The organism is Pantoea sp. ACRSC (assembly GCF_022346785.1).
Classification (GTDB): Bacteria; Pseudomonadota; Gammaproteobacteria; order Enterobacterales; family Enterobacteriaceae; genus Pantoea; species Pantoea alvi.
The window spans coordinates 1-15,742 of record NZ_JAKRNN010000012.1 but is presented as its reverse complement, the minus strand read 5'-3'; the positions used below and the strand labels follow the sequence as shown (position 1 = coordinate 15,742).

The window sequence follows — 15,742 nt, the reverse complement described above, 5'->3', positions numbered from 1 at the left end:
CTACACGCTGCTTTTAAGCTGGCTGAGTTGCTGATGGCGCTCCAGCGCCAGCTCGATCAGGCGGCTAATAAGATCGCGATAGCTCAGTCCCGCCGCCTGCCACAGTTTGGGATACATGCTGATATTGGTGAAGCCGGGCAGGGTATTCACCTCGTTGACAATAATCTCGCCCGCTTCCGTCAGGAAAACGTCCACGCGCGCCATTCCGCTGCACTCCAGCGCCTGAAACGCCTTGATCGCCACGGCGCGGATCGCTTCGCTGCGCCCGTCGTCGATGGCGGCGGGCACCTGCGTCTGCGCGCCGGTTTCGCTGATATATTTGGTTTCGTAGGAGTAGAAGGCGTCGTGCACCACCACTTCGCCGCACGGGCTCGCCTGCGGTTCGTCGTTGCCCAGCACCGCGCACTCGATTTCACGGCCTTTGATGCCGGTTTCTATAAGTACTTTACGGTCAAAGGTAAAGGCGAGGTCCAGCGCGCGGTCGAAGTCGTCAACGCTGTCGACTTTGCTGACGCCTACCGAAGAGCCCTGGTTGGCTGGCTTGATAAACAGCGGCAGGCCCAGCTGCGCGACGATCTCCGCCGCCTGAATATGCGGCCGCTGCGCCTGGGTAACGCTAATCCAGGGCGCGACCTGCAGCCCGGCGTCGCGCAGCAGACGTTTGGTGAAATCTTTATCCATGCTGACCGCCGAGCCAAGCACGCCGGAGCCGACAAAAGGCAGCGACGCCATGCGCAGCAGTCCCTGCAGCGACCCATCTTCGCCGAGCGTGCCGTGGACGATAGGGAAGATCACATCGATCTGCGACAGCGCATCGCCACTCTGGCGGGCGATCACCTGCTGCTGCGACTCGCCCGGCACCAGCGCCACGCTTTCGCCAGCGCGGTTAAGGGCGATCAGCGCCGGATCCTGCGCGTTGATCAGAAAGTCAGAGGCGTCGTTCAGATGCCACTGGCCCTGCTTATCAATGCCTAACAGCACCGGCTCGAAACGCGTCTTATCAATCGCATCAAGGATATTTTTAGCCGACTGTAACGATACTTCGTGCTCGGCCGATTTGCCGCCGAACACAATGCCTACCCGCAGTTTTGTCATTAGAGCTTGCCTGAAAAGATGTTGCGAAACCCACAAGATAACACGCGGATTTCGCGCTGTAACGGCATGGCGCAGCCTGGGGGCAGCTTAATTCAGCGCGGCGGAGAGCAGGGCGCGGCACTGGGCGGCGTCGGCGCTGGCCTGCGCTTTTTGCCCGGCGCTCAGCTTCTGCCAGGCCTCCGCTATGTGCTCGCCGAGGCGCGGCTGGAAGTGGGTTTTCTGCAGCGCATAGTCGGAGTTACCGCCTTCGATAACCGTGCGCATATCCGCCACAAAGCGGCGGCTGTCGTCATGATGAATCGCGCAGAACACCGAGATGTAGTAGGCCTCATCCTCTTTGCTGTAGTGCGGCGTCAGCCAGTACCAGGCAGCGGCTACGCAGAGGAGGAGAAGCGGAAGGAGAAGGGTCAGTCTGGATCTCATCTGTCAGTTCGGTTCGCTGAGGCGAAACGCGGCTCCATTAAATTAAGGTCAGCACAACGATGCCGGTGGCGGAAATCTCGTTCAGCGCGCATTCAAATTCAGCGTCGCCGCCGCTGATTCTGACCCGGCCGCCGGGCAGGCGCGAAAGGTTACGCAGGCTGGCCATGCCTTCAATATCCAGCAGCCATTTGCCGTCCACCACCGCCTTAAAGCTGCGGTTAACGATGTACTGCTGCTCCCCTTCAATCACCGCCAGCAGGTTGCTGTGAGGCGCGACCTTATCAAGGAACAGCTTACTCTCCAGAGTCACAAAATCGACAGGCGCGAGTTCACCATTTGTTAACTTTACCCGTTCGATATCGGTAAGACTCTTCATCGGGTGACTTTCGCTGCCTTTTTCCGCCGTCAGCGCCTGCACCGCGCTGGGGGGATTACCCTGACCGTAGAGGATCCAGTTCAGCTCCGCATCGGTGTCGATAAGGCACTGCACCACCAGGTCTGCCGGGAAAGCGTCTCTTTTATAACGCATTGCCAGGTTGCTCGAAGAGAGACCGACATGCTCTGCATATTGCGATTTCTGTTTAAACCCATAGGCCTGAATCAGCCTGTCGAGGATAGCCCCGCCGCTCCCGTTAAAATTAGTGACTAACATTTTTGAGCTTCCTCTTGTGTTACTAACATATTTGAATTAGCATCACTGCGTTGTGAATGTTATCGCATATGACTGACATTTGGTTAACTGGAGATGATGCCCTATGAGGCCTGATATTACAAATGCCATAGCTGCGCTCCTTTTATTACGAATCAGCGTTAAATCTTCTGTTTCGCCCCTTTTTGCTCAGGCAAACCGCCTGTTAGCCTGGCTGCGCGCGACGCCCTGCGCACCAGCCGCAGCAGCAGAAGAGGGGCAAAAGGGGCCAGCGAGCGCGGCGAAAACGCTGTTTTCTTTTTCTGTTAATTTTCAGCCAGTCTGATTCACTTATGATGAATAGCCCGTCTGAACCTGCGGCGACCATGAGCTTCGATGAGTTTCGCAAAAGCTGGCGGCGAATGCGGAGCGACAGCCGTAATCCGGCGCTGGTCGCCTTTAACCGGCAGAGCGATGAATTTAAGTTCTGCGTGCTGACGCTGGCGAACCGGGAAAGCCCCGGCAGCTTCCGGCTTCAGGAGGTGGGCAACGCCTTTGAATCTTTCGATGAGGCGCGGCGCGCGCTGATTATTGCCGCCATGAACAAAATGGTGCGCTGGGGCAGGCTGATGCCGCGTCCCTTTTCCGACGCCGACCAGTATCTGTCTGAATAATCGATCTTAACCGCAAAACAATGACGTCAACCCGTCGGGCCTCCCTTTGCCCACATTCAGGAGAGATGAGATGAAATACCCGAATTTTAACGCCGACAGTGATGCGCTGAACGCTCTGCTCAGCGCGGCGCGCGACGACGAACGTAAAGGTCGCGCGCAGGCGGTGGCAAACCGTCTGGCCGCGATGGCGACGCATATCGGCCGCCAGGGTCTGAGCGGTATTGAGGCTGCCGAGCTGCTTCGCTATGAAGCGCAGCGCTACCGCAATGAAGCGCAGGAGCTGCGCTGATGGTCGATAGCATGGACATTGAACAGCAGCGCCAGGCGGAGCAGCTGGCGCTCGATATCGCTGCGGTGACGCAGCGGCCGAAAGGCGTCAGCGCCTTGTTCTGCGAGGCGTGCGACAGCGCGATCCCCGAGGCGCGCCGCCGTGCCCTGAGCGGCGTCTCCCGCTGCGTCGCCTGTCAGGAGATCGCCGAGCTGCGCGGCCGCCACTATCAGGGCGGCCGCTAGTGCAGCATTTTCTCTGGCCGTGGAGCGCGCCGCGTCAGGCTATCGCCTCGCCTTATCCTACGCACGCCGCTATGCAGCAGCGCAGCCGCCGGCTGGCCGCGATCTCACAGGCCTGGAAGGCGCTGGAGCAGCAGCCGTCGCTGGTGCAGCGCGTGGTCAGGCTGCGTCACGGCCAGCTGGAACGCGAGCGCGGCCCGGCCAGCGCCGCGGACTGGCTGACAGGCGCCTTCGCCGAACGCCTGCTGCCGCGCCTGGAGCGGGTCAGCGCGCAGTATCGGCTCGGCGCCATGGGGCACGGCACCGCCGCGCGGCTGTGCGGCCACGCGGCGCAGGAAAAGGGTGCCGCAGCGGCGGCAGGCACGCTGTGGGAGCTGATGCGCCGCTTTAACCAGCTGCCCGATATGGCGCGCGCCGATGTCGATCGGCTGGCAGGGGATATCGCCAGCTTTATCTTCGCCGAGCTGGTGCAGCTGCACGGGCAGAACGGCGGCGAATCGGACTGGCGCTATAGCCACTCCCTCTATCTGACCGCCGCGACCCTTACCCGCGAATTCCGCCAGACGCCGCCGCTGTGGCAGAAGGTCACCACGCGCCTCTTCGCACCGGAAGAGGTGACGCCGGCGATCATGCGCATGCAGGGTGAAAGCTGGTGGAAAGGGCGGCTGCGCCGTCTCGCCGCCGAATGGCGCGAGCATCTGCAGATTGCGCTGGCGCAGGTCAGTAAGACGCGTTCGCCCTATGTCAGCCGCGCCACCATTGCCGAATGGCGCGAGCAGAAGCGGCGCACCCGCGACTTTTTACAGGGCATGGAGCTGGAAGATGAAGAGGGCAACCGCATCAGCCTGATCGACAAGCATGACGGCAGCGTTGCCAATCCCGCCATCCGCCGCTGCGAGCTGATGACGCGCATTCGCGGCTTTGAGACGATCTGCAATGAGATGGGCTACATCGGCGAGTTTTGCACCCTGACCGCGCCGGCGCGCTATCACGCCACGCTCAGCAGCGGCCAGCACAACCCCAAATGGGGCGGTGCCAGCCCCGCTGAGACGCAGCGCTACCTCTGTCAGCTCTGGCAAAAGGTGCGCGCCAGGCTGCACCGCGAGCAGATCCGCCTGTTCGGCATCCGCGTCGCTGAACCCCACCATGACGGCACGCCGCACTGGCATCTGCTGCTGTTTATGCGCCCCCAGCAGGCTGCGCAGGTGCGCCAGATCCTGACGGAATATGCCTGCCAGCAGGACAGCGAAGAGCTGACCGGCGAAAAAGCGCGCAAGGCCCGCTTCCACACCACCGCCATCGACCCGCAAAAGGGCAGCGCCACGGGCTATATCGCGAAATATATCGCCAAAAATATCGACGGCTACGCCCTCGACGGCGAGCGCGACAGCGAGAGCGGCGAGCCGCTGCGCGACTGCGCCGCCGCGGTTTCCGCCTGGGCGGGGCGCTGGCATATCCGCCAGTTTCAGTTTGTCGGCGGCGCGCCGGTGACCGTCTGGCGTGAGCTGCGCCGTCTGACTCAGGGCGAGGGGCTGAGCGCAGAGCTGGCCGAGGCGCGCGCGGCGGCCGACAGCGGCGACTGGGCCACCTATGTGAACGTCCAGGGCGGCCCGTTCGTGCGTCGCGATGAGCTGGCGGTGCGCGTTTGGTATCAACAGGCGGAGGAGTGCAACAGCTGGGGCGAAGAGATTACGCGCATTAAAGGGGTCTACCTCAACGTGCTGGGCGATAAGCAACCGCTGCTGACCCGACTGGTCAGCTGGAAGCTGGTGCCGAAGCGTAAAGCGGAGGCTGGCCCTGTTGAGCAGAACGCATCAGCCTGTAGTTCGAGTTCTGTCATTAACTGTACGCGGATAGCGCATCGGCCAGGGCTATTAGCGCGGTTAAATCATTGGCCCGAACCGGCAGTAAAAAACCGGGCAAAACCGGCTGGCGAGGGCGGTTTATACAGCCAGAACGCGCCGCCCTGACGCGCTTTTTCCGCCTTTTTTACTCATTTGGCTTAGCGCTAACGCCGCCAAAAAAGTCGCTATATCAATAGCCTAAGAGGAGGGTATTCGGGCCTTAATTTTCTTTATATCAGATTGCATGCTGTGCTACTGTATAGATATACAGTTATAAGATGGGGGAGGGAAAGTGGATACTGATTTACAAGAACAGGTAATGCTTGAGCGCGTCGAGCTCATTGCACGTCTGACCACTGAAGGAGTTTGCAGGGAACGCGACCGGGAAGTGGCCCTCGCTCTGATTGCCGAGATTGCCGGCGATATGATGATAAAGAACAAGGAATTTGCCGTTTCGTTCTCCGCGATACCCACCAACAAATAACAATGCAGGTATGGCGATGAGATACGACGGCTCAAGGCACAAACAGCGACTAATTCTCATCCTTTCCTTATAACGCGCTCGCCCTTCGGCGACGGCCAGCTGGAAGCGCTAACGGCACCCTCAGGGTGCCGTTTTTTTTGCGCCGCGATCTCGCTGTTTGCCCATATTCCAGCGGGCGGCCTGGCGTTGAGCCATTGCCCTGCAGCGGGGAGACTGAGCAGACCGGATGACGCGCAAGCGCCGCCGCACGCAACCGCAAAGCCGGCCCGAAGCCGGGCTGGCCGACATTACCTCCAACGGGGAACAACAACAGTGACGCACAATTTTAGCGTGCCCGTCCGCGGGCCTGATGGGGAGCTATCGCCATGAATATCTACGCGCTCCAGGGCGATACGGTCGATGAGATCTGCTATCGCTACTACGGCCGCACGCAGCAGGCGGTCGAGCAGGTTTACGCCGCCAATCCCGGCCTCGCCGAACGCGGCGCGGTGCTGCCGCACGGCTATGCCCTGACGCTGCCCGATCTGCCGGACGCGGCCACCGGCGAAACCGTCAATCTGTGGGACTGAAGATGGAGAAAACCAGCTCGCTGATTAACTACCTGGTCAGCCTGTTTCTGATGTGGCTGGGCCGTCACACCATTCAGGATATCGCTTTTCTGGTCGGCTCCGGCGTGGCGGTCATCACCCTGATGGTTAACGTGGCGACCTTTTTTATCAACTGGCACTACCGCCGCAAAACCTATGAGCTTCAGCGCCAGCGCGCAGGGAGGCGATCCTGAGCCAGAACGCAAAGCGCTGCGTCGTGGCCGCCGTACTGGGGATCGCCGCGCTGCTGCCGTCATTCTCTACGTTGAAAATCTCCTCCGGCGGCCTGCAGCTGCTGGCCGACGCAGAGGGCTGCCGCACCTCGCCCTATCAGTGCAGCGCTGGCGTCTGGACCAACGGCATCGGCCATACCGCAGGCGTGACGCCGCAGAGCGTCGTCAGCGAGCGCCAGGTGGCGGTGAATCTGGTGGACGATCTGATACGCGTCGAACGCCAGCTCTCTCTCTGCGTGCCGGTGGCGATGCCGCAGCCGGTCTGGGACGCGCTGGTGAGCTTTGCCTTTAACGTCGGCACCGGCGCCGCCTGCCGCTCAACCATGGCGAGCTATCTCAACCAGCAGCGCTGGCGCGCGGCGTGCGACCAGCTGCCGCGCTGGATCTACGTGAACGGCGTGAAAAGCACCGGGCTGGCGCAGCGGCGCGAGCGGGAGCGCGCCTGGTGCCTGCGAGGCGTGGTATGACCCGCCTCTGTCTCGCGCTGCTGGCGGCGCTGCTGCTGGCGCTCGCTCTCACCGGCTGGCGCGTTGTTCAGGTCGGGGCGCAGCTCCGCGAGGCGCAGCGCATCAGCCTCGCGCTCTCCGCCGATCTCGCCAGCCGTGACCAGACCATCGCCCGCCTGAGTGACGAGGCGCAGGCGAACAGCAAACGCGAGGCGGCGCTGCGTCAGCAGCAGAGTCGTGCCAGCCGCCTCGCCCTCAACCGTGAAGTGCATATAGCGAGGGAAACCGATGCAAATCAGGCGTTACGCGAGTGGTCTGCTGCCGCTCTGCCTGACGATCTTATCCGGCTGCACAGCCGTCCCGCCTTCGACAACGCCCGCGATTATCTGGGCTGGCTGTCCGCGCGTGAACAGCTGTCCAGTGCCGGGCAACAGCCTGCAAACCCAGGGCGATCTGGCGGCAGATAACCGTCAGCTAGAGGCTGCGCTCGTGTCGTGCGGGCTGCAGATTGAAACCATTAAAGCGTGTCAGGAGCAACAAGATGCAGAAACCTCAACAGCTACGCGCGGCGCTGAACCGCAGCGTCCCGCTGCTTCAGCAAAACCCGGAGCGGCTGATCATGACGATAGCCGCCGGAACGGTGGTGGCGACCAGCGCGCCGTCGCTCTCTTTTGAGTATCGCTACCGGCTGGAATTAACCCTCGCCGACGTTGAGCAGGATATCGAGGCGGTTATCGTGCCGCTGCTCGCCTGGCTGCGTGATAACCAGCCGGAGATGATGGGCAACGCAGAGAAACGACGCAGCGATTTTACCTTCGCGTCCGACGCCGCCGGCACGCTCAGCATCGGCCTGCAGCTGAGCGAGCGCGTGCTGGTCACGCAGGCGGACAGCGCGCTGCAGGTCACCTTTCCCGGCGAGCCGACGCCGCCCGCGAACGACGAGGCACCGCTGCAGCTCTGGGTGCACGGCGCGCTGGTCAGCGAGTGGCAGCGCTAAAGCTGTCCTGTCATCTCTCAGCGGTCGGCACTGCGTTGCTGGCCGCATGCACCCGAGGTAACACTAGCGACATGAACGAACATATCAGCGAAATCCTGCGCCTGCTGCGCAACCTTATCCGCATCGGCACCGTCTCGGCGGTGGATCCCCAGAGCGGGCGCTGCCGCGTACGCAGCGGCGACATTGAAACCGGCTGGCTGCCGTGGCTCAGCGCCCGCGCCGGACGCTCCCGCGCCTGGAGCGCGCCGTCGATCGGCGAACAGGTGCTGGTGCTGAGCCTGGGCGGCGAGCTGAATACCGGCTTTATCCTGCCGGGCATCTTTTCCGACAGCCATCCCGCGCCTTCCGCCTCGGCTGACGCGCTGCACTGGGCCTTTCCCGACGGCGCGGTTATCGAGTATGAGCCGCAGAACGGTGCGCTGCAGGCGAGCGGCATTCAGACCGCCCGCATCCAGGCGGCAACCCGCATTCTGTTTGACGCGCCGCTGGTGGAGTGCAGCGCAAAGCTGAAAACCGCCACGCTGGAGGTAACCGGCGGCGGCACGCTGCAGGGCAACGTGACCCACAGCGGCGGCAGCCTGAGCTCTAACGGCATCGTGGTTGACGCCCATCAGCATGGCGGCGTGAAATCGGGCGGCGATCTGTCGGGAGGGCCGCAGTAATGGCTGAAAAATATCTCGGTATGAGCCGCGACAGCGGCACGGCGCTAACGGACCTGGAGCATATCCGGCAGTCGGTGCGCGATATTTTGACCACGCCGCTTGGCTCGCGCGTGATGCGCCGCCGATACGGCTCGCTGCTGTCGGCGCTGCTCGACCAGCCGCAAAACCCGGCGCTGCGCCTGCAAATTATGTCCGCCTGCTATATGGCGCTGTTGCAGTGGGAGCCGCGCATTCAGCTGAGCGCTATCAGCTATGAGGCGTCGTATGACGGCGGCATGACGGTAGAGCTTACCGGCAGCCGCAGCGATACGGCGCAAGAATTTTCCCTGACCATTCCCGTGAGCTGAACCTATGGCAACCATTGACCTGAGCCAGCTGCCTGCGCCCGATGTGGTGGAGGCGCTGGATTATGAAACCCTGCTGGCCGAGCGTAAGGCGACGCTGATTTCCCTCTATCCGCCCGAGCAGCAGGCGGCGATAACCCGCACGCTGGCGCTGGAGTCGGAGCCGCTGGTGAAGCTGCTGCAGGAGAACGCCTACCGCGAGCTGATTCTGCGTCAGCGCATCAACGAGGCGGCGAAAGCCAATATGGTCGCCTGGGCGACCGGCGCCGATCTCGACCAGCTGGGCGCCAATAACGGCGTGACCCGGCTGACGCTGAGGGCGGCGGACAACAGCACGCTGCCGCCGACCGCGGCGGTGATGGAGAGCGACGATAACTTCCGCATGCGCATCGCCGCCGCCTTTGAAGGGCTGAGCGTGGCGGGGCCGAGCGGCGCCTATGAGTATCACGCCAAAAGTGCCGATGGACGCGTGGCGGACGTTTCCGCCACCAGTCCGGCGCCGGCGGAGGTGGTGATCACCGTGCTGAGCCGCGAAGGCGACGGCACTGCGCCTGCCGATCTGCTGGAAATCGTGGCGAGCGCGCTTAACGATGAGGATGTGCGTCCGGTCGCCGATCGCGTTCAGGTACAGGCGGCGACTATCGTCAGCTACCGCGTTGACGCGACGCTGTTTCTCTATCCCGGCCCCGAAGCGGAGCCGATCCGCGCCGCCGCCGAGGCGAAGCTGCTCGCCTTTATCAACGCCCAGTCGCGGCTGGGGCGCGATATTCGCCAGTCGGCGCTCTACGCCGCGCTGCATGTGGAAGGCGTACAGCGCGTCGAGCTGGCGCAGCCGGCGGCAGATGTGGTGCTGGATAAAACCCAGGCCGCCTGGTGCAGCGGCTACAGCATCACGGTAGGAGGTTCTGATGAGTGATCGGCTGCTGCCGACTGGCTCCTCGCCGCTGGAGGTGGCGGCCGCCCGGGCCTGCGCCGCTATCGAGGCGATGCCGGTCCCGCTGCGCCAGCTGTGGAATGCGCAGACCTGTCCGGTGGAACTGCTGCCTTATCTCGCCTGGGCCTGGTCGGTGGACCGCTGGGACGCTGGCTGGAGCGAGGCAACCAAACGCAGCGTCGTGGCCGCCTCGGAGTATGTACATCGCCATAAAGGCACCATTGGCTCGCTGCGACGCGTTGTGGAGCCGCTCGGCTATCTGATCCGCATCACCGAGTGGTGGAAGTCTGGCGAGGCTCCGGGCACGTTTCGCCTCGATGTTGGCGTGCTCGAAACCGGGATTACCGAGGAGATGTACAACGAGCTGGAGCGGTTAATTGCTGACGCGAAGCCGTGCAGTCGTCATCTGATCGGCCTCTCTATCAATCTGGACTCCAGCGGAACGCTGCCGGTGGCTGCTGCCAGCTACAGCGGCGACGAGCTGACGGTTTACCCCTATACCCCTGAAATCATCACCGTGAACGGGCCGGGCTACACCGGCACAGCGGTACATTTAATTGACCTGACGGAAGTGCGCACATGACAACGAAATATTATGCCCTGCTGACTAATCAGGGCGCGGCTAAGCTGGCGAACGCCACGGCGCTCGGCACTAAGCTGCAAATCACAGAGATGGCGGTAGGCGACGGCGGCGGTTCGCTGCCGACGCCCAATGCCTCGCAGACCGGGCTGGTGGGAGAAAAACGCCGTGCGGCGCTTAATTCCCTCAGCGTCGACGCCAACAACAGCAGCCAGATTATCGCCGAGCAGATTATCCCGGAGAACGAAGGTGGCTTCTGGATCCGCGAAATCGGCCTGTTTGACGCCGATGGCGTGATGATTGCCGTCGCCAACTGCGCGGAGACCTATAAGCCGCAGCTGCAGGAGGGCAGCGGCCGTACGCAGACGGTGCGCATGATTATCATCGTTAACAGCACGGATGCGGTCACGCTGAAGATTGACCCGTCGGTGGTGCTGGCGACGCGTCAGTATGTGGACAACGGGGTGATTGAGGCGAAGCAGTATGCGGATAAGGGGCTGGCCGACCATATTGCCGCGGCTAATCCGCATCAGCAGTATCTGCAGATCGCTAATGCGCTGGCGGAGGTGAAGAGTGCAGGGAAGGTGGCGGAGGTTCTACAAAACCTTGGTTTAGGAGAAGGCTCGCCAGTTATCGGTTCACCGTTCCCCTGGCCGCACTCAAAAATGCCAAATGAGCTGTTTCCCTCGATGGCTGGCATGGTCTTTCTGAAAAGTAACGGGGCAAGTTTTAGCGGTACGCTTTATCCGAAGCTGGCGCTGATTTATCCGGGGCTGGTGCTACCAGATCTTCGAGGTGAATTTATCAGGGGCTGGGATGACGGGCGCGGAGTGGATTCCGGGCGTGAATTACTAAGCTCTCAGCAGCACTTGTTCGCAAGCCATGCACACAACGTTCCCGCCTGGGATGCCTGGGATAGCAGCGTGCTGACACCAAACGATAAGGGGGGAGACAGACTGCTGTCGACTGATAACGCTGTCAGTACAAGTACAGGCACTGTCAATGGGATGCTTAACAGTAAATATTCAACTACAACTACAGGCAGTAGCGAAACACGTCCCCGCAACATTGCATTTAACTACATCGTGAGGGCCGCCTAATGTCTAAGGCTGTACTGGATAAAAATGGCCTGGCAAAATCAGCCGGCACATTAACGATATATAACTTCGACGCGCTGAGTGGTGAGTTTACCGGCTCCAGCGATGAGTTTCTGGCGCAAGGCGTTGGACTGCCTGCTAACGCCTGCGTCACTGTGCCGCCAGCTACCAGGACAGGGCACACAGCAGTTTATCGTGATGACGAATGGCAGGTTGTTTCCGACCATCGCGGTGAAACGGTTTACTCCATTGCTGATGGTTCGAAAATCGTAATTTCAGAGTTAGGGGATTATCCGGAAGAAACAACCACCATTGCACCTGTAACCGACTGGGATCGTTGGGACGGGGAAAAGTGGGTAACGGATACGGATGCGCAGCAGGCAGCCGCTGTGAATAGCGCAGCTCGGGAGAAATCAGCGCTCATCAGCGAGGCGAACGACATCACTCAGGCATGGCAGACGCAGCTGCTGCTCGGCATTATTACAGATGCAGACAAAGCCTCGCTTACCGCATGGATGAAATATATTCAGGCGGTTCAGGCGGTTGATATTTCAGCCGCGCCAGACATTATCTGGCCGAAAAAACCTTAATTGTAATAAATACAGGCCCGCAGCGGCGGGCCTTGGTTTAACTTGGTTTTTTAGGCCATTCAATATCTTCTGGCTTTTCCGTATTCACTCGCATCAGCATCACACGATATTTCTTCCAGCCAACAAGCTGACTTGTCTCATTTTCTGTCGCTATCTCAAGATCGCTTGCATCCTGCAATGGCTGTATAACCGCATCAGCTTCTGCTCGCAACTTGCTACGCTTGCTCTCCGCAAGAGCGATCAACTCCTCAACTGTCGGAGCGGGCTGCTCAGTGAGGCAAGGTAAATGGTCGGGCCCGCTGGTTATCGCCTTTCCATTTGCCTGGCCGTTCAGTAAATCTGACCATTCGTTTTCTGTAATATCGACCGCATCATCAGGAATAAATTCATTGATATGGGTATCGTAAAAAGCATTATATGAAGGGGAATATTTTTTCATTCAGAAGCCCACCGCCAACCACCAAATACCCTGCTGTGTGACTTCGGGGCCGGTATTCGAAAGATAAAAAGATGTTTTATCGCGAAATTGCACACAAACCGCATACTCACCAGTTAGTGGAACCGATGAGCCTTTATTCGCAACAACTGAGAATCCTGTATTTGGAAAGGCTATAGGCAATGTCACAACAGTAGTTGCCTGCTGGGCAAAACTCCCATAACCCCACTGAAAAATAATGCCGCTGGGTAATTTGCAGTAACCAGTTCCACTCTTAACAGCGGCAAAAAAACTCATGTCAGGGAGCTGCCCGGCACCATTTCCCACATTCTTTTTCGCTGCTTCTCCTAAACCAAGGTTTTTGATAAACCCGTTCCACATGGCAAAATCCGCCAAAAACCGTCCCAGATAAGCCGAAGAGAAAAATGTATGGCCATGATTGGTTATATTCGCGTATCAACAATTGACCAGAACTGCGACTTACAGCGCGATGCGCTGTTAAGCGCAAATTGTGACCGTATTTTTGAAGATCGTATCAGCGGCAAAACCGCAACCCGTCCGGGCCTTAAACAGGCGCTTAAATGCATCAGCAAAGGCGATACGCTGGTCGTCTGGAAACTGGACCGGCTCGGCCGCAGCGTGAAAAACCTGATTGCGCTAATTTCCGAACTGCACGAACGCGGCGCGCATTTCCGCTCTTTAACCGACAGCATCGACACCAGCAGCGCGATGGGGCGCTTCTTTTTTCACGTTATGTCGGCGCTGGCAGAAATGGAGCGCGAGCTTATCGTTGAGCGCACCCTGGCCGGGCTGGCCGCTGCCAGAGCAAAAGGACGGCTGGGCGGGCGGCCCAAAGCGTTAAGCCCGGAGGAGGTCGAGCAAATAAGTCGGCTGCTGGCTAAGGGACACAGCCGCCAGCAGCTGGCGATCATTTATAACGTCGCGCTATCTACCCTCTATAAATACTTTCCGGCCAGAGCACCCGAAAGCAGGCAGGAAGCGGCATCCTGAGCGTAATAGCAACGGCTGAAAAACCGCAGTGGTTCTTCCCGCGCGAGGCCGCTGTCCGCTCATCCCCCAGCAAACCGCAACCGCATGATTTCTCTCAGCTGACCTGACAATCTGACTCCACCCTCAACACGGAGTACATCAGATGTCTGATTATCATCACGGTGTACGCGTTGTCGAAATCAATGACGGCACGCGCACCATCTCTACTGTATCCACCGCCGTAGTCGGTCTGGTCTGCACTGCAGCGGACGCAGACGCTAAGGCTTTTCCCCTCAACACCCCGGTGCTGCTGACCAACGTGCAGGCCGCTATCGCCAAAGCCGGCAGCAAAGGCACGCTGGCGGCATCGCTGCAGGCGATTGCCGATCAGTCAAAACCGGTCACCGTCGTGGTACGCGTTGCTGAAGGCGAGACCCCCGAAGCGACCACCTCCAATATCATCGGCTCCACCGATGAGAATGGCCAGTACACCGGTATGAAGGCGCTGCTGACGGCGCAGACGCAGCTTGACGTTAAGCCGCGTATTCTCGCCGTACCGGGCCTCGACTCGCAGGAGGTGGCGACCGCGCTGGCGAGTATCGCGCAGCAGCTGCGCGCCTTCGCCTATGTGTCAGCCTGGAACTGCAAAACCATCAGCGACGCCATGAATTACCGCAAAAATTTCAGCCAGCGCGAACTGATGGTGATCTGGCCGGACTTTGTTGCCTGGAACACCGCAACCAGCCAATCCGATACCGCTTACGCCACCGCGCGTGCGCTGGGCCTGCGCGCCAAAATCGACAACGACACCGGCTGGCATAAAACCCTGTCGAACGTCGGCGTCAACGGCGTCACCGGCATCTCTGCGTCGGTGTTCTGGGATCTGCAACAGACCGGCACAGACGCTGACCTGCTCAACGCGGCGGACGTCACCACGCTGATCCGCAAAGACGGCTTCCGCTTCTGGGGCAACCGCACCTGTAGCGACGACCCGCTGTTTCAGTTTGAGAACTACACCCGCACCGCGCAGGTTCTGGCTGACACCATGGCTGAAGCGCACATGTGGGCGGTAGACAAACCGCTGACGCCGGTTCTGGTGCGCGAGATCATCGCGGGCATCAACGCCAAATTCCGCGAGCTGGTCAGCGCTGGCTACCTGCTGGGTGTCTCCGCCTGGTACGACGAGAGCGCCAACGACGCCGACACCCTGAAGGCGGGCAAACTCTTTATCGACTACGACTACACGCCGGTGCCGCCGCTGGAAGATCTGACCCTGCGCCAGCGCATCACCGACACCTATCTGGCGAACTTCGCCGCATCCGTAAACAGCTAAGGAGCCGGATAAATGGCACTACCCCGCAAACTGAAAGGGCTGAACCTTTTCAATGATTCAAACAGCTATCAGGGCGTTGTCTCTTCCGTCACCCTGCCGAAACTCTCTCGCAAGCTGGACGCCTATCGCGGCGGCGGCATGAACGGCGCCGCCTTTATCGATAACGGCCTGGATGATGACGCGCTCGATATGGAGTGGACCATCGCCGGGATGGACGATCTGGTGCTGACCCAGTGGGGCGGTTCCGCCGTGCCGCTGCGTTTTACCGGCTCTTACCAGCGTGACGACACCGGCGAAGAGATCGCGGTAGAGATTGAGGTGCGCGGCCGTCATCAGGCGTTCGACTTTGGCGAAGCCAAACAGGGCGAAGAGACCGAAACCAAAATCACCACCAAAAATACCTACTTCAAACTCACCTGGAACGGTAAAGAGCTGATTGAGATCGATACCGTCAACATGGTCGAAAAGGTGAACGGCGACGATCGCCTTGCGCAGCGCCGTAAAAACCTCGGCCTGGCTTAACCCTGACGCCAGCGCCCGGCGCTGGCTTTTTTACCCTGTGGGAACCTGGAGAGAAGCATGGAACAGAATGAAAATAGCGTTGAGCTGGAAACCCCGCTGAAACGCGGCGATGCGACCATCGCGCAGGTTGAGCTGATTAAGCCGAGCGCCGGCTCGCTGCGCGGCGTGCGCCTTGCCGACCTGGCCTCCTCCGACGTCGATGCGCTGCTGACGGTGCTGCCGCGTATTACGCTGCCTGCGCTGACCAAAGCGGAGTGCAACAGCCTCGACCCGGTGGACCTGATTGCGCTCGGCGGCAAGGTGATTGGTTTTTTGCAGTCGAAGTCGGCAGCG

Annotated in this window: 25 protein-coding genes and 2 pseudogenes; 22 read left to right on the top strand and 5 right to left on the bottom strand. The window is 60.3% G+C overall.

The annotated features are described in order from the left end of the window. The 3 genes from ddlA to MHZ97_RS12965 form a co-directional block, all read right to left on the bottom strand. Window positions 1-1,095, bottom strand: a complete 1,095-nt coding sequence (gene ddlA / locus MHZ97_RS12975) for a D-alanine--D-alanine ligase (RefSeq protein ID WP_239314829.1) — start codon at window positions 1,093-1,095, stop codon at window positions 1-3. A gap of 87 nt (window positions 1,096-1,182) precedes the next feature. Continuing rightward, on the bottom strand, window positions 1,183-1,518 hold the full coding sequence (locus MHZ97_RS12970; protein ID WP_103794555.1) for a hypothetical protein: 336 nt from the start codon (window positions 1,516-1,518) through the stop codon (window positions 1,183-1,185). A gap of 37 nt (window positions 1,519-1,555) precedes the next feature. Beyond that, entirely contained in the window at window positions 1,556-2,170 is a 615-nt protein-coding gene (locus tag MHZ97_RS12965; RefSeq protein ID WP_239314830.1) for a phage repressor protein CI, read from the bottom strand. 103 nt (window positions 2,171-2,273) lie between these two features. On the opposite strand from MHZ97_RS12965, the gene MHZ97_RS12960 reads away from it, so the two are divergent. The 18 genes and pseudogenes from MHZ97_RS12960 to MHZ97_RS12875 all read left to right on the top strand — a co-directional run bounded on the left by MHZ97_RS12960 (window position 2,274) and on the right by MHZ97_RS12875 (window position 12,128). Then, window positions 2,274-2,492, top strand: coding sequence for a hypothetical protein (locus MHZ97_RS12960; protein WP_146053800.1), 219 nt, complete (start codon window positions 2,274-2,276; stop codon window positions 2,490-2,492). 7 nt (window positions 2,493-2,499) lie between these two features. Continuing rightward, a complete protein-coding gene (locus MHZ97_RS12955) occupies window positions 2,500-2,820 on the top strand; it encodes a hypothetical protein (RefSeq protein ID WP_224481606.1) in 321 nt (106 codons plus the stop codon). A 70-nt stretch (window positions 2,821-2,890) separates the two neighbouring features. Then, window positions 2,891-3,109 carry a DUF2732 family protein gene (locus MHZ97_RS12950; RefSeq protein WP_103794558.1) on the top strand — a complete coding sequence of 73 codons (219 nt, stop codon included), beginning with the start codon at window positions 2,891-2,893 and terminating at the stop codon, window positions 3,107-3,109. Beyond that, entirely contained in the window at window positions 3,109-3,333 is a 225-nt protein-coding gene (locus MHZ97_RS12945) for a TraR/DksA C4-type zinc finger protein (protein WP_103794559.1), read from the top strand. The genes MHZ97_RS12950 and MHZ97_RS12945 overlap by 1 nt, the downstream gene beginning before the upstream one ends. Next, a complete protein-coding gene (locus MHZ97_RS12940) occupies window positions 3,333-5,300 on the top strand; it encodes a replication endonuclease (RefSeq protein ID WP_239314831.1) in 1,968 nt (655 codons plus the stop codon). The genes MHZ97_RS12945 and MHZ97_RS12940 overlap by 1 nt, the downstream gene beginning before the upstream one ends. A 166-nt stretch (window positions 5,301-5,466) precedes the next feature. Next, window positions 5,467-5,658, top strand: a complete 192-nt coding sequence (locus MHZ97_RS12935) for a hypothetical protein (protein ID WP_033755060.1) — start codon at window positions 5,467-5,469, stop codon at window positions 5,656-5,658. Window positions 5,659-6,023: 365 nt separating this feature from the next. Continuing rightward, a complete protein-coding gene (locus MHZ97_RS12930) occupies window positions 6,024-6,227 on the top strand; it encodes a tail protein X (protein ID WP_103794561.1) in 204 nt (67 codons plus the stop codon). A 2-nt stretch (window positions 6,228-6,229) separates the two neighbouring features. Further along, on the top strand, window positions 6,230-6,439 hold the full coding sequence (locus MHZ97_RS12925) for an HP1 family phage holin (RefSeq protein WP_103794562.1): 210 nt from the start codon (window positions 6,230-6,232) through the stop codon (window positions 6,437-6,439). Then, window positions 6,436-6,945, top strand: a complete 510-nt coding sequence (locus MHZ97_RS12920; RefSeq protein ID WP_239314838.1) for a lysozyme — start codon at window positions 6,436-6,438, stop codon at window positions 6,943-6,945. Before MHZ97_RS12925 ends, MHZ97_RS12920 begins: the two co-directional genes overlap by 4 nt. Beyond that, a pseudogene (locus MHZ97_RS12915) lies at window positions 6,942-7,292 on the top strand (LysB family phage lysis regulatory protein); the annotation flags it as partial. The gene MHZ97_RS12920 and the pseudogene MHZ97_RS12915, both read left to right, overlap by 4 nt. Next, window positions 7,213-7,527: pseudogene (gene lysC / locus MHZ97_RS12910) on the top strand (Rz1-like lysis system protein LysC); the annotation flags it as partial. The pseudogenes MHZ97_RS12915 and lysC, both read left to right, overlap by 80 nt. Continuing rightward, window positions 7,466-7,921, top strand: a complete 456-nt coding sequence (locus MHZ97_RS12905) for a phage tail protein (protein ID WP_239314832.1) — start codon at window positions 7,466-7,468, stop codon at window positions 7,919-7,921. The pseudogene lysC and the gene MHZ97_RS12905, both read left to right, overlap by 62 nt. A gap of 71 nt (window positions 7,922-7,992) precedes the next feature. Continuing rightward, window positions 7,993-8,583 carry a phage baseplate assembly protein V gene (locus MHZ97_RS12900; protein ID WP_239314833.1) on the top strand — a complete coding sequence of 197 codons (591 nt, stop codon included), beginning with the start codon at window positions 7,993-7,995 and terminating at the stop codon, window positions 8,581-8,583. Then, window positions 8,583-8,930: a GPW/gp25 family protein gene (locus MHZ97_RS12895; protein ID WP_239314834.1), complete on the top strand. Its 348-nt coding sequence runs from the start codon at window positions 8,583-8,585 to the stop codon at window positions 8,928-8,930. Before MHZ97_RS12900 ends, MHZ97_RS12895 begins: the two co-directional genes overlap by 1 nt. A gap of 4 nt (window positions 8,931-8,934) precedes the next feature. Continuing rightward, entirely contained in the window at window positions 8,935-9,843 is a 909-nt protein-coding gene (locus MHZ97_RS12890) for a baseplate J/gp47 family protein (protein ID WP_239314835.1), read from the top strand. Further along, window positions 9,836-10,444, top strand: coding sequence for a phage tail protein I (locus tag MHZ97_RS12885; protein ID WP_239314836.1), 609 nt, complete (start codon window positions 9,836-9,838; stop codon window positions 10,442-10,444). Before MHZ97_RS12890 ends, MHZ97_RS12885 begins: the two co-directional genes overlap by 8 nt. Then, window positions 10,441-11,541 (top strand): phage tail protein, encoded by a 1,101-nt coding sequence (locus MHZ97_RS12880; protein WP_239323750.1) that lies wholly within the window; start codon window positions 10,441-10,443, stop codon window positions 11,539-11,541. Before MHZ97_RS12885 ends, MHZ97_RS12880 begins: the two co-directional genes overlap by 4 nt. Then, a complete protein-coding gene (locus tag MHZ97_RS12875; protein ID WP_239315702.1) occupies window positions 11,541-12,128 on the top strand; it encodes a tail fiber assembly protein in 588 nt (195 codons plus the stop codon). The genes MHZ97_RS12880 and MHZ97_RS12875 overlap by 1 nt, the downstream gene beginning before the upstream one ends. 37 nt (window positions 12,129-12,165) lie before the next feature. On the opposite strand, the gene MHZ97_RS12870 is transcribed toward MHZ97_RS12875, so the two are convergent. Next, the gene (locus MHZ97_RS12870) at window positions 12,166-12,567 is read right to left on the bottom strand and encodes a tail fiber assembly protein (RefSeq protein WP_239315703.1); all 402 of its coding nucleotides are present in this window, start codon (window positions 12,565-12,567) and stop codon (window positions 12,166-12,168) included. Then, complete coding sequence (locus MHZ97_RS12865) at window positions 12,568-12,960, bottom strand: hypothetical protein (protein WP_239323749.1); 393 nt, start codon at window positions 12,958-12,960, stop codon at window positions 12,568-12,570. It lies immediately after the preceding gene. 33 nt (window positions 12,961-12,993) lie between these two features. Between MHZ97_RS12865 and MHZ97_RS12860 the strand changes: the two genes are divergently transcribed. From MHZ97_RS12860 to MHZ97_RS12845, 4 genes are all read left to right on the top strand, one after another. Continuing rightward, the gene (locus MHZ97_RS12860) at window positions 12,994-13,575 is read left to right on the top strand and encodes a recombinase family protein (RefSeq protein WP_103794574.1); all 582 of its coding nucleotides are present in this window, start codon (window positions 12,994-12,996) and stop codon (window positions 13,573-13,575) included. Window positions 13,576-13,717: 142 nt separating this feature from the next. Further along, window positions 13,718-14,887: a phage tail sheath protein gene (locus MHZ97_RS12855; protein WP_239315699.1), complete on the top strand. Its 1,170-nt coding sequence runs from the start codon at window positions 13,718-13,720 to the stop codon at window positions 14,885-14,887. 12 nt (window positions 14,888-14,899) lie between these two features. Beyond that, window positions 14,900-15,409, top strand: a complete 510-nt coding sequence (locus MHZ97_RS12850; protein WP_103794576.1) for a phage major tail tube protein — start codon at window positions 14,900-14,902, stop codon at window positions 15,407-15,409. A 57-nt stretch (window positions 15,410-15,466) separates the two neighbouring features. Then, the coding region (locus MHZ97_RS12845; protein ID WP_239323748.1) for a phage tail assembly protein at window positions 15,467-15,742 on the top strand (276 nt) is incomplete at its 3' end.